Annotated in this window: 12 protein-coding genes; 7 read left to right on the top strand and 5 right to left on the bottom strand. The window is 42.7% G+C overall.

Annotation, left to right across the window (positions count from 1 at the left end):
* Positions 1–295: 295 nt before the first annotated feature.
* The 5 genes from A9239_RS16535 to A9239_RS16515 all read left to right on the top strand — a co-directional run bounded on the left by A9239_RS16535 (position 296) and on the right by A9239_RS16515 (position 6,140).
* Complete coding sequence (locus A9239_RS16535) at positions 296–883, top strand: pyruvate kinase alpha/beta domain-containing protein (RefSeq protein WP_048122345.1); 588 nt, start codon at positions 296–298, stop codon at positions 881–883.
* 201 nt (positions 884–1,084) lie between these two features.
* Positions 1,085–2,557, top strand: coding sequence for a tRNA guanosine(15) transglycosylase TgtA (gene tgtA, locus A9239_RS16530; protein ID WP_048122350.1), 1,473 nt, complete (start codon positions 1,085–1,087; stop codon positions 2,555–2,557).
* A 257-nt stretch (positions 2,558–2,814) separates the two neighbouring features.
* On the top strand, positions 2,815–3,756 hold the full coding sequence (locus tag A9239_RS16525; protein WP_048122352.1) for a UbiA prenyltransferase family protein: 942 nt from the start codon (positions 2,815–2,817) through the stop codon (positions 3,754–3,756).
* Positions 3,757–3,771: 15 nt separating this feature from the next.
* Positions 3,772–4,929, top strand: a complete 1,158-nt coding sequence (locus A9239_RS16520) for an NAD(P)/FAD-dependent oxidoreductase (RefSeq protein WP_048122353.1) — start codon at positions 3,772–3,774, stop codon at positions 4,927–4,929.
* Between the two features lie 71 nt (positions 4,930–5,000).
* Complete coding sequence (locus A9239_RS16515) at positions 5,001–6,140, top strand: radical SAM protein (RefSeq protein ID WP_048122355.1); 1,140 nt, start codon at positions 5,001–5,003, stop codon at positions 6,138–6,140.
* Positions 6,141–6,413: 273 nt separating this feature from the next.
* Here the strand turns inward: A9239_RS16515 and A9239_RS16510 are convergent, their stop codons facing one another.
* Both A9239_RS16510 and serB read right to left on the bottom strand, forming a co-directional pair.
* Positions 6,414–7,271 carry a coiled-coil protein gene (locus A9239_RS16510; RefSeq protein WP_048122357.1) on the bottom strand — a complete coding sequence of 286 codons (858 nt, stop codon included), beginning with the start codon at positions 7,269–7,271 and terminating at the stop codon, positions 6,414–6,416.
* Positions 7,272–7,320: 49 nt separating this feature from the next.
* The gene (serB, locus tag A9239_RS16505; protein WP_176722177.1) at positions 7,321–8,013 is read right to left on the bottom strand and encodes a phosphoserine phosphatase SerB; all 693 of its coding nucleotides are present in this window, start codon (positions 8,011–8,013) and stop codon (positions 7,321–7,323) included.
* A gap of 415 nt (positions 8,014–8,428) precedes the next feature.
* On the opposite strand from serB, the gene A9239_RS16500 reads away from it, so the two are divergent.
* Positions 8,429–9,259, top strand: a complete 831-nt coding sequence (locus tag A9239_RS16500; protein WP_048122364.1) for a F420-dependent methylenetetrahydromethanopterin dehydrogenase — start codon at positions 8,429–8,431, stop codon at positions 9,257–9,259.
* Positions 9,260–9,764: 505 nt separating this feature from the next.
* On the opposite strand, the gene A9239_RS16495 is transcribed toward A9239_RS16500, so the two are convergent.
* Both A9239_RS16495 and A9239_RS16490 read right to left on the bottom strand, forming a co-directional pair.
* Positions 9,765–10,190, bottom strand: a complete 426-nt coding sequence (locus A9239_RS16495; RefSeq protein ID WP_080941603.1) for a DUF2111 domain-containing protein — start codon at positions 10,188–10,190, stop codon at positions 9,765–9,767.
* An 80-nt stretch (positions 10,191–10,270) separates the two neighbouring features.
* Positions 10,271–10,933 (bottom strand): DUF166 domain-containing protein, encoded by a 663-nt coding sequence (locus A9239_RS16490; protein ID WP_048122366.1) that lies wholly within the window; start codon positions 10,931–10,933, stop codon positions 10,271–10,273.
* Between the two features lie 178 nt (positions 10,934–11,111).
* Between A9239_RS16490 and tmk the strand changes: the two genes are divergently transcribed.
* Positions 11,112–11,729: a dTMP kinase gene (gene tmk / locus A9239_RS16485; RefSeq protein ID WP_048122368.1), complete on the top strand. Its 618-nt coding sequence runs from the start codon at positions 11,112–11,114 to the stop codon at positions 11,727–11,729.
* Positions 11,730–11,771: 42 nt separating this feature from the next.
* On the opposite strand, the gene A9239_RS16480 is transcribed toward tmk, so the two are convergent.
* Positions 11,772–12,032, bottom strand: a complete 261-nt coding sequence (locus tag A9239_RS16480; protein WP_048122370.1) for a hypothetical protein — start codon at positions 12,030–12,032, stop codon at positions 11,772–11,774.
* Positions 12,033–12,187: the final 155 nt, after the last annotated feature.

The following is a 12,187-nucleotide window of genomic DNA, read 5'->3' as shown; positions in this document are numbered from 1 at the left end:
TAATAAACCCAAATTTCATCTTCCAACTAGAAAAACTGACAGAAACCTGATTTTATAAAATATGAATAAGAAAAAAACATAATACACAAAGGAAACAGTAAGAAGAAACAGTAAGAAGAAACAGTAAGAGGAAACAGTAAGAGGAAACAGTAAGAGGAAACAGTAAGAGGAAACAGTAAAAGAGTTCATAGGAAGAAACGTCCGAATATGGGCAAAAGAGTTTATAAAAAGAAAAATCCGAACACAGGAAAAGAGCTAATAGAAAGAAACATTCGAACACAGGAGGAGAAAAATCATGGAAAAATCTATTCTATATTTTGACAATGTAGGGGAGTCAAATACAGACGCCGTTATTACAGCAGCAGCTAAAAGGGCGGCAGAACTTCATATATCCCATATTGTGGTGGCAAGCACCAGCGGAAAAACCGCGCTAAAAATGGCAGAGGCTGTAAAGGGCAGCGGCATAAAAGTTATTGGAATAAGCCACCAGTATGGGCAGAATAAGAAAGGCGAATGGGAAGTAGAAGATGAATACAAAAAGAAACTTGAAGAACTTGGGGCGGTAATAACCACTCAATCACATATATTCTCAGGAGTCGAACGCTCAATCACAAAGAAATTCGGGGGATATTCCAGAGTAGAAGTAATTTCGGACGCTCTCAGATCTCTCTTTGGAAAAGGATTCAAAGTAGCCATTGAAGTCGCAGTTATGGCAGCCGATTCAGGTCATATCCCTGTTTCCGACAACACAGAGATTATAGCGATAGGAGGCACAAGGCATGGTGCAGACGTAGCACTTGTGCTCAGACCAGCCCACAGCGGGGATTTCTTCTCCCTTCAGGTTAGGGAGATTATTGCCATGCCGCGAACCAAAGAAGATTAAGGTGAGAAAAAGGCAAGAAATGGCAAGAAATATTCATGGATAAATCATGGAAAAATCAGGGAACGATAGGTTTCTTTGATACAGGTGATTCAGCTCTTCATTTGAGAGTGATAAGGAAGCTCAGGTGATTTATTAGAATTACCTTTGCTTCCCGCTATTCCCCAAAGATAAATATATCTGAGAGACATCTATAACGCCGGCATGTCAGCAATATTCGAAATACTCGACAAGGATGCAGGCGGAAGGATAGGAAGACTCAGGACTCCCCATGGGACTGTTGAAACGCCTACCGTTATGCCTGTGATTAATCCAAATATCCAGCTTATTCCCCCGAAAGAAATGCGAAACTTCGGGGCAGAGATTCTGATTACTAATTCCTATATTATTTACCGCAAGGAAGAACTGAAAAGTGTCGCCCTGGAAAAAGGGCTGCATGGGCTCCTGGGCTTTGATGGACCCATTATGACGGATTCAGGTTCTTTCCAGCTTTCTGTATATGGGTCCGTCGAAGTTACGAATGAGGAAATTCTCGGGTTCCAGCAAAAGATAGGAAGTGACATTATTGTCCCACTGGACATCCCTACGCCCCCTGATGTTCACTACCGACGGGCTGAAGAGGAACTTGCAATCACAGCTGAACGCCTTGAAGCGGCACGCAAGTTTATCCAGGGCGAACAGCTTCTTGCAGGGCCAGTTCAGGGTTCAACATACCCTGAATTGAGGGAAAAAGCTGCTTCCCACCTGAAAGATCTTAATTTTGAAGTTTATCCTCTTGGAGCAGTCGTCCCGCTCATGGAAGCCTATCGTTATGCGGAACTTGTTGACGTGATTGCTGCATCTAAAAAAGGACTCTCCCCAGCTTCCCCGGTACACCTTTTCGGAGCAGGTCACCCAATGATGTTTGCCCTTGCAGTAGCCATGGGCTGTGACCTTTTTGATTCGGCAGCCTATGCTCTTTACGCCAAAGATGGGCGCTATATTACTGTGAATGGAACTTACCACATTGAAAAGCTGAACTATCTGCCCTGTTCCTGTCCGGTTTGTTCAAGATACACGGCAGAAGAATTGAAAAAAGCTGATAACCGGGAAGAACTTCTGGGAAAACACAACCTTTACGCGACTTTTGCTGAAATCCGGCTGGTAAAGCAGTGCATAAAAGACGGGAAATTGCTCGAACTTGTGGAGCAGCGCTGTCGTGCTCATCCGAAACTTCTGGATGGGCTGAAGAAGCTTTACACTCACTCTTCCTGGCTTGAACAACTTGATCCGGCTACAAAAGGCACCTTCTTCTACTGCGGACCTGAGTCCTCCTCCCGCCCTGAAGTCCTGCGTTTTGGGAAACGGCTGGATAGGTTCAGCCTGCAAGGCTCGGTAATTATTCGGACAGGGCCAGTAAAAGGAGAGAAAGATTACGACCAGATTCTTACTTTCAAAGCACCTTTTGGAGCGTTTCCTGTCGAAATGGAAGAAGTGTATCCTTTCAATGCTGAAGTTCCAAAATTTCCGGATTACGAATCACTCAATTCAGCTCTTTCGAACACTCTTAAACTGATAGACCTGAACCCAGAAGCCGAGTTTACTTTTATTTGCGAGGAGGAGTTCAAGCATCCTCTAATTGAAGAAATCAGAAAAAGGGCAAAACTGGTATACAGGAAAGATTGGAAAAAAGAATAAATATACAGGAAAAATTGGAAAAAAATAAATTTTGGGTAGCCGATTAAGAGTACTGGATACCTTGAGTTCCTGATACCTTGAAATCCTTAAAGCTACTGGCAACCAAAACGTGCCTCAAAAGAGATAAAAAGAAAACTTTTTTGTGGTGCAAACCTTTATAGAATTACCTGCAAAAACCCTCTAAATAGGGAAAGAGCTAAAATACAACGCTCGACACGAAAACTTTCGTACAAACCAGAAAAGTCTAGGTGAAACTATTGTCCCTTACAGCAAGAATCGGCGAACTCAGTCCTTATCTGCGACTAATGAGACCCGAACTCTACTACATGGACCTTACCCTACCTGCCTCAAGTGCAATCCTTGCTTCGTATTTGGCGACCGGAGGGCTTCCCGAACTTATTCCCTTCCTGATTGCAGTAATAGGTGGCTTTGCAGCCATTACAAGTTCATACGTATTCAATGACTGCTGTGATATAGATATAGATACGATCAATCTGCCTGGCCGTCCCTTACCCTCATCAAAATTGTCAAAGAGCTCTGCACTTGCTTATGCCGTCTTTTTGTTAGTAATTGCAGGAGCAGCAGCGGCTTACCTGAATCCTGAGTCTCTCGTAACCCTTATTATTGCGGCTTCAGTTATCACAATATATTCAATCTTTGCAAAAAGGAATACTTTCCTCAGTTTTTTGCCAGTAGGTATTTCTTATGGGCTTGTACCAGTGGGTATCTGGCTTGCCTTTGACCCCGCAGGAATCCTGAAAGGCAGCGATGGAGTAATTCTCCCTTTGCCGGCTATTTGTTTCGGGCTAATGATTTGCGTTACAGACTGGGCTTTTACCCTTGGAGGAGTTTCCAGAGATGTGGAAGGAGACAGAATGAAGGGTGCCCCAACGATGCCCGTAACCTTTGGAATCCCCTTTACCGCCAGATTCGTTACTTTCTGGTGGATTGTCGGAGTCATCGCTTCACTAACCATAGGCTGGTCGGCTCATCTTGGACCTGTATACTATGCAGGAGCCCTGACTTCAGGACTCTGGATGCTTACTCAATGTCTCGATTTTATCAAACATCCTACCCCGGAGAGAGGTGGCAGGCTCTTTCTTAATGGTTCAAATTATAGAGCAATTATGTTTGGATCAATGATTCTTGACGTAGTGCTATGCATTTATGCAGGGGGCTACACCTCCATTCTCTGGTAAAACAGGTAGAAAAAAATGGACGCGGATATTATCGTAATAGGGGCATCTCCTGCAGGAATGATGGCTGCAAGGAGCGCCTGTGAGAAAGGGGCAGCGGTCCTTTTGCTGGAAAAAAAAGAAGAGATAGGGCATCCTCCCCACCCTGCAAACTCTTTTTTTAAGGGGATGCTTGATAAATGCGGAGAAAAGGTAGACCCTTCTTATGTTCTGCATAATCTCAAAGGCATGAAGATTATTTCCCCGTCAGGAAGGACAGTCGAAGTTGAGACTACTGGATATGCCATTGATAAAACGGCTTTCGACAGATTTTATGCAAAGAAAATAATGAAAACCGGTGTAGATCTTCGAACAGGGGTGGAAGTGCAGGATATCCAGAAAGAAGGAGATAAATTTACTGTCAATACCTCTGCCGGGGTATTTACCTCAAAACTGGTTATTATCTCCGACGGCATAAATTCAAAAATTGCTTCCCTTGTGGGCTTGAAGACAATGAAACATCCTGAAGATATTGCCTGGGGAATTGAACTGGATATTAAAAGTCCTGGACTTGGGAAACCAGAGATGTTTGAGTATTATGTTGGGAATCATGCTCCAGGCTGGAAAACTACATACTCTCCAAGAGGAGGCGATAATGCTGCAATCGGAGCTTATGTGCGCCGGTGCGGAACTGATGCAACGCCTTACCTTAATGCCTGGGTTGAAAATTTCAAAAAGCTTAAAGGGCTCGAAGAGCTTGAAGTTGTAAGAAAACTGTCTGGAGGAGACCCTATTGTGACCATTCCAAAGGAGTACATAACCGATGGGATAATGGTCGTTGGTGGGGCAGCAGGTCAGTCGGGAATAGGATATGCAATGAGGGCAGGCCAGATATGTGGAGATGTCGCTGCAGATGCCATAAGCAAAGGAAATATCTCAAAATCTGCCCTCCTGACTTACCGGAAGACCTGGGAAAAGGAATTTCTGGCCGAACACTACCTGGGCCGAATAGGGCTTGAGACTCTCAGGAAAATGACGGATAGGGAAATTGATGAGATGGCTAGGGTCTTTGAAAAGGAGGACCTTTCGTTTATTCATGGAAGTTCAGTTGAACAGGCTATGCAGGTTTTTGCATTCATGCTAAAGAAAAAACCCTCTGCAATCTTAAAGTTCAGAGCACTCCTCAGGAATAAATGAACTGAAATTTAAAAGAGAAAAAGAGAACGGAACCGATATGGACATTATCAAATGTCAGGTGCAGGAACAATATGCAATACGATTTCTATAAAAGCCCTCTATTCAGAGTTTATACTGAGATCGAAGACGGGCACATGAGGATGAAAACCAGCGGGGTTGCTTCCATCCTTATGAGAAAAACTCTTGAGAAAAACCTCTCAATTTTTGAAGGCGAGAAGCCTGCAAAAGTCGAGGCCGACAGGCTCATCTGTTCAACCTGGATGCCCCCGGTGCCAAGCCAGGGTTTTGACCGCCTGGTAAAAAGCCAGATTTATTCCATGCTGGGAAAAATGGTTCCGGACCAGGTAACTATTTCTGTTACTGAAGAATGCCCTAATAACTGTATTCACTGCGCTCTGCCTGACACGAAAAACCGTAAAAAACTTGCTCCTGAAATCGTAAAATCTACAATTGACCAGGTACTCGAAATGGGCACAACTTTCGTGATCTTTGATGGAGGCGAGCCCCTGACTTATCCTGGTCTGGAAAACCTGATAAGGTACGTAAACCCTGAAAAAGCAATCACAGGTATGTTTACCTCAGGTGTGGGGATGACTGAAGAGCGAGCCAGCAGTCTGAAAGAAGCGGGACTTTATTCCCTTACTGTAAGTTTTGACAGCGCGTATGAAGATAAGCACGATCACGTAAGAGGCAGGAAAGGAGTTTTCAAAAGTGCGGTTGAAGCCGTCAAAAATGGGATTAAGGCTGGCCTGCTTGTAAATATATATGTGGTGCTTTCCAGGGATAATGTGAACGAGCTTGAAGAACTATATGCTCTTTCGTCCGAGCTTGGAGTCCATGAACTCTCCTTCTACGAAATCGTTCCCACGGGCAGGTGGATAGATCACGCCTCTGAAATCATGACCCCAAAAGACCTGAAAAAATTTGAGAATTTCGTATCAGGAGCCAGGGAGAAAGAAGGCCCCAGAATATTTCCTATCCCACTGGTCATGAACACCACAGGCTGCATGGCAGGCCGAAAGTGGCTCCATATAACCCCGGAAGGAAATATTCTTCCCTGCGCCTGTATCCCCATTTCCTATGGAAATGTTCATAGAGACAGAATAAAGGATATCTGGAAAAAGATAAGGGAAGACCCTGCATATAATGCAAAGTGCTGCCTTATGAGAAACCCCGAGTTCAGGGAGAAGTATCTGAGTCTGTCAGAGTAAATTGGGGACGATTATTGAAAGTCTCAGAGCAAAGTTCGAAGAAAGTTATAATTTTGCTCTCATAATCCTTCTTTTTTGAAGTAAAAAGTGTTAGTTAAAATAACTTGAGTTGCTGGACTATATAGCACTGGAGTATAGAACCAGCCAGATAAAAACAGAATCAGTAATAGCACAGAATAAGCCGGAATGAACTCGAAAAATTAGGATGCAGGTTGAAACATACCTGCAACGTAAATTGAAGACTTTAAGCTAAATTTTTGTTTATGAGACGAATCAGACTAAACCCGATCTCTGAAGAGTCATCAGGTCTTCGGTGGTGAGTTTTCCTCCGCCCTTGAACTTTTCGAAGATGGACTTGGCATCCTTCTGGAGTTCGGACTTAACAACGCGAGATCTTCCTTCTTTGTCTTTCTTCCTGAGCTTAAAGATTTCTTTATCGAGATCCCGGATTTCCTTCTGGGCATTGATGAAAGCCTTATGCTGTTCGTCAGCTGCTTCCTGAGCTTTTACAAATTCCCTGTGAGCAACGTCAGACTCTGCTCTGGTTTTGTCAGCCTCTTTGAAAGCTGCAATCATCTTCTCATGATATTCCTGAGCCTGCCTGGCATATTCAGCCAGCTGGGTATGGAATTCTGAGGCTTCATCTCGGATTTTCTGAGCTTCGTCCAGAAGATTCTTCAGTTCGGAGTTGCTCTCAAGCTGGACTTTTTTGACGTGATATTGCTTTTGAAGCTGAGTGATCTTTCCAACGAGTTCCCTTTCCTTGCTTGTACTCAGGACTTCAGTCTGCTGAGCAAATTCAAGGCGATCAATGTCTTTTCTTAGAGATTTGATTGAAGGACCACCCAGGTTGCTCTGCTTCCTGATGGAATCAGCCTTTGCAAAGAGCTCATTTGCCTTAGCATTGGTTTCATCGCGCTTGCTCTTGTATTCGCTGACCTTCTCATTAATTTCGTCCCTGAGAACTTTTAGTTCCTGAGCTTCGTTAATAAGGTCTTTTGTCTTCTTGTTAAGTTCATTACGCTTTGCAGCGAGTGCACTGGCCTCTGCGTTTAAAGTATTCCTTTTTTCCTTGGCTTCTTCAGAAATGTCTTTCAAATCTGATCTTTTTTTCTGCAGTTCCTTTAGCATCTCTTATTGTGCCTCCCGATCCAGCAAAAAAGCTGGCATTTTAGTAGCTCTATTGTTCGATGTCAACATGCTGTGCCTGATTACAACATTGATAAGAAAGAGATTCAAGAACAGGGATAACGGCTTTAAGGTCTTTTTTTGTTATGACCACATCCGCATATTCCCTCAGGATGGGCTTGGGATTGAAAGCTATAGCAAAACCTGCTTTCTCAAAGACACAGGCATCGTTTGCGCCGTCCCCGACAACTACACATTGCTCCGGCCGAACCCCATTTAGTCGGGTGAGTTCTTCAAAAACCTTTGCTTTGGAGTCACTCTGAGTGATCGGGCCGACAACTTTGCCGGTAAGAAAGCCGTCTTCCACAAGCAGTTTGTTGGAAACAATGAAATCAATGCCAAGCGCTTTGCCTATCGTATCGGCAGAAATGGTAAATCCACCGGAAATCATTGCAGTTTTATAGCCCCTACTTTTGACATAAAGGATAAGTTCTGCTGCTCCCGGCATCAGATTGATCTGGTTTACCGCATCAAGGGCAGTTTCAAGAGGAAGTCCCTTAAGAAGCCTGACCCTTTCAATAAGTGCTTGCTCAAAATCAAAGTCTCCATACATCGCTTTCTTCGTAATCTCCTCTACTTTGCTTACAACACCTGCAGCCCTGGCGAGCTCATCGATAGTCTCAGCGTCTATAAGGGTGCTATCCATATCAAAAACAATCATTTTGTTTCCAGTAAAATTATGCATAGGACAGTTCACTCAATCAAAACCTGGACCTGAATAACTATTAGATATAGCGGGATAATTTCCCGAAAAAGGGCATGCTGCCTGGTGTACCTTCTTCAGGGGTACCCCCGCAATTTAGTATAATAAATTTGCCCTGACATTAAAAGCCCACCAACGGATAAAGTTTTCAAATTATAATACGGGTTCTGTGAACAAGACCACAAAACAACAGCAATGATGTCAACGTTTTTGAGTGAAATAAATCACATCCTTTTTAAGCTTTTCGGAGGAGCAAAGAAAGATATTGAATAATAGTTATATATCACATACATTTTTATAAAAGAAGGTTGATAAGGATATAACCTGCCAAAAGGATTATAAACCCATTAGGAATTCCATTATTTAAAAAATTGGTTAACACAGGATTTTGAGAAAAATGGTCAACATAGGTTTTATAAAAATGGGCAACCTGGGAATGAGCCAGGTTATCAATCTGGTCCAGGATGAAATTGCAGCAAGAGAGGGAATTACGGTACGTGTATTTGGTACAGGTGCCAAAATGAGCCCTGCAGAAGCTGCAGCTTCTGAAAGTTTCAAGCAGTGGGATGCAGATTTTGTGATAATTATCAGCCCAAACGCAGCAGCTCCGGGTCCCAAAGCAGCTCGTGAAGTATGGAAGGACGTCCCTTGCATTGTGGTCTCAGATGGTCCAACAAAGAAAGAAGCCAGAGAGGCTCTTGAGAAGGCCGGTTTCGGATATATGATCCTCCCAGTAGACCCTCTTATCGGAGCCAAGAGAGAGTTTCTTGACCCTGTAGAGATGGCATCCTTCAATTCCGATGCAATGAAAGTATTATCCGTTTGTGGTGTTGTTAGACTCGTCCAGGAAGAACTGGACAAGGTAACTGACCAGGTTGCTTCCGGAAAATCAGGAAAGGAGCTTGAACTTCCACACATTTTTGCAAAACCCGAAAAATGTGTTGAGTACGCAGGCTTTGCAAATCCCTATGCAAAAGCAAAAGCTCTTGCCGCCCTTCACATGGCTGAAAAAGTAGCACAGGTTAACTTCCCTGCATGTTTCATGTTAAAGGAAATCGACCAGGTGTGCCTGACAGCAGCAGCTGGACACGAAATAATGGGAGCCGCTTCACAGCTTGCAATACAGGCAAGAGAGATTGAAAAATCCAATGATACCGTATTCAGACAACCCCATGCAAAGAACGGTACCCTGCTGAAGAAAGTAAAATTATACCAGAAGCCAGAGTAAAACCGGAAAAATTTAAGGTTTGAACAGGAAGCTTAAATGGAGGAGCGAATAATTCTCCTGGGAAAGTAAGCGGGAGCTGGTCCTCCAATAACCACTTTTTTCAATTAACATGCAATTGGCAGGTAATTTTTCAATTTACTATTCAAATGTCAATAATTTTTCAGTTTACTATTCAAATGTCAGTGATTTTTCAATTTATTATGAAATTCATTTTTCACATATGCCTTCAAAAAGAGAACATGTTTTTTGATATCGTTTTTGGAGAATTACTCGAAATTTGCAGTTAACTTGAAAATTTGCGGTTATTATCTCAACTAAAACTTAGGTAAATGATCGCTGGAAGTTTTCAATGAAGGCAAAAGGTCGAAAATATGGGGTACTTCAAAAATACACTTTTGAGTAACCAAGACGATTTTCAGAAAAAACGATAGCCAGAAAAAGGATGAAAATTAAAAGAACATCTGTGAAAGGTCAGATGCAAACTTCAGGTTATATATTACGACCTTTATTTTTTAGCATATTCGACTTCTTCCAGTACCGATGTATATTCCTGAAAAACAGAGTGAAGATCTATAGTAGCCAGTATGTCCACAACTCCAAGAGCTGCAATAACTTCTCCGTCTTTCGAGTGAATGGGAGCAACAACTACAGGTTTTCCACTGTACACTCCTTCCGTAGGGACTTTGTGGACAACTTTGTTTGTTTTCAATACTTCTTCGAGCACAGGCCCTGTGTAGTCTCTATCAAGGATTTGACCTTTTTCCAGGCGAAGTCCTTTTCGCTTGAGACTGCGAATGGTTGTAGGAAGTCCAATGACCGAGTGTACTGCGACTGCTAGTGTCTCGAGGTCTTCGGGCCCTGAATCTTCTGAGATAGATAGGGTAGTAATCTTTTCACCCCTGTAAATTACTTGAGACCGGCCAGGACACAAAGTAAAGGCTCCTCAGAAATGAAAAGCTGAATCCAACTTTCCGGTCATATTTAGAATATGTTTTTTCAAAGAATATATAATCACTCCTCACTTTCAAGAGCTTTTATAAACGCCTGTTTATGCAGTTCCCCTGACTCATGGATCCCACCAATCTCGCCACGTGTCGCCCGACAGGGGTAATGCTGGATCAACAGCCCGGCTTTGGGAGGTGCATCTTTTATTTCCGTTCCGACTATTTCCTCTGCCATATACCAGGTACTCCCACATGGAGCGCCTTTTATTACCTTGACATCGGCAATTTTTCCATCTTTTGTTTTTACCTTCAAGATAGGAGACCCAAAGAGTTCTGCAAACGGCCTGTTGAAATCATTGGGTTCAAGACTACAGCAGATTTCATCTACCTCGATATCCATACCTGAAACTTCGGAGATCTTTTTGAGTTCGGGAACTGAAGCTCTGGATGGCCCACCCGGTACTATAAGAGAACGCACACCAGCTTCTGCCGCAAGCTTTGCAATTGCAGATGTCAAATCCGGATGCAAAGAGTAGGTAATTATAATTTCGGCAGAGAACACATGTTTATCGAAGTTAAGAGCTTCCAAATATTCATCAGGCTCTTCAATAAATACAGGCACGAATTCAGGCAGATCCGCAGTTACGATTGAAAAATCACTGTACTCCCTGATAGTCTCAATAAGGCGGTGCCCGTACTTACCCCGCGTAATTACTCCTATTACAGTCATATTATTCTAATCTATTTTTAATATTGCATAAATAGATACTTATTTTGTCTAGAATTTAGCCCTGAATTGCCAATTATATATGGAATTGAGACCTTATAATGAGTCCGGAAAGCCTGTAGATTATAAATACAGATAACGCGTTTCACTAAAAATCTCTAAAAGAAAAAAGACGATATTTATGAGAGGGAAACTGATCACACTTGAGGGCATTGACGGCTCAGGCAAAAGCACAGTTGCAGAAAAACTTCAGAAGAATCCTGAAATTAAAGCCTTTAAACCTGTTTTTACCAGGGAACCAACAAGAGGTACTCTAACTGGAAATGTCGTGGAAAAAGCTATTCAGTCAGATACTGATCAGCTTGCCGAGCTTTTCCTTTTTACAGCTGACCATGCCGAACATCTGGCAAAACTTATAAAACCTGCACTTGAAAAAGGAAAAATAGTAATTTCTGACCGCTATTCCGACAGCCGATATGCTTACCAGGGCATGACCCTGAAAACTCACCTGGAGAATCCTCTTGAATGGGTAAAGGATCTGCACCGGGGTTGGACTATTGTTCCAGATCTGACCTTTCTCTTTGATATCAGGCCCGAAATTTCAATTGAACGCTGTGGGAAACGAGGAGAACAAAGTAAGTTCGAGAAATTAGAGTTTTTACGGGGAGTCAGGGAGATTTTCCTCAAGCTTGCGGCAAACGATCCAGAACGTTTTATTGTAATCGATGCTTCCCACTCTCCCAAATACATAGAAAAAGAAGTTGTGAAAAAAATAATGGAGTTCCTGAGCAGGAACTGACCAGATTCAATAATTGAACCTAAATTAAAACCAAAATAACCATTAGAGGCCGTTATCATCCGCAAATTTGATCAGAGTTTCTCCCAACATCCTGACATGGGCGGGGTTAAGGTTGAACCTGGACCTCTTTACGCCTCCCCGCTCCTTTGCAAGTTCGACATACTCTTTCTCAAAGCGTTCACTATGCGCCAGAGAGACCGTCATATACCAGCCTCCTCCCATCTTAATCTCCACATATCCATCTCCGCTTGTCTCCTCAGCGTTTTCCTCAATATTCTCTTCAGATGTATCCTTCTTTACCATATTTAAACCTCATAATTTCCTGATTTTAAATGAAATCTGCAACTTTTCTCAATACTAAAATACTCGATTATATACAAGACATATAGGGTTGAAATAAAAGGATTTCCAGGTAACAGTTAGTTTTTATTATCTGATTTTTATTTTGTTATTCGATT

The sequence above is a fragment of the Methanosarcina sp. A14 genome, assembly GCF_001729375.1.
In the GTDB taxonomy this organism is placed as follows: Archaea; Halobacteriota; Methanosarcinia; order Methanosarcinales; family Methanosarcinaceae; genus Methanosarcina; species Methanosarcina barkeri.
Note: the sequence above shows the minus strand (reverse complement) of the source record. Positions and strands in the feature narration are given on the sequence as shown.

What these genes read in the sequence shown, in the direction of transcription:
- A9239_RS16535 (WP_048122345.1), top strand. Translation starts at nt 296, where the DNA reads ATGGAAAAATCTATTCTATATTTTGACAATGTAGGGGAGTCAAATACA.
- tgtA (WP_048122350.1), top strand. Translation starts at nt 1,085, where the DNA reads ATGTCAGCAATATTCGAAATACTCGACAAGGATGCAGGCGGAAGGATA.
- A9239_RS16520 (WP_048122353.1), top strand. Translation starts at nt 3,772, where the DNA reads ATGGACGCGGATATTATCGTAATAGGGGCATCTCCTGCAGGAATGATG.
- A9239_RS16515 (WP_048122355.1), top strand. Translation starts at nt 5,001, where the DNA reads ATGCAATACGATTTCTATAAAAGCCCTCTATTCAGAGTTTATACTGAG.
- A9239_RS16510 (WP_048122357.1), bottom strand. Translation starts at nt 7,271, where the DNA reads ATGCTAAAGGAACTGCAGAAAAAAAGATCAGATTTGAAAGACATTTCT.
- serB (WP_176722177.1), bottom strand. Translation starts at nt 8,013, where the DNA reads ATGCATAATTTTACTGGAAACAAAATGATTGTTTTTGATATGGATAGC.
- A9239_RS16500 (WP_048122364.1), top strand. Translation starts at nt 8,429, where the DNA reads ATGGTCAACATAGGTTTTATAAAAATGGGCAACCTGGGAATGAGCCAG.
- A9239_RS16490 (WP_048122366.1), bottom strand. Translation starts at nt 10,933, where the DNA reads ATGACTGTAATAGGAGTAATTACGCGGGGTAAGTACGGGCACCGCCTT.
- tmk (WP_048122368.1), top strand. Translation starts at nt 11,112, where the DNA reads ATGAGAGGGAAACTGATCACACTTGAGGGCATTGACGGCTCAGGCAAA.
- A9239_RS16480 (WP_048122370.1), bottom strand. Translation starts at nt 12,032, where the DNA reads ATGGTAAAGAAGGATACATCTGAAGAGAATATTGAGGAAAACGCTGAG.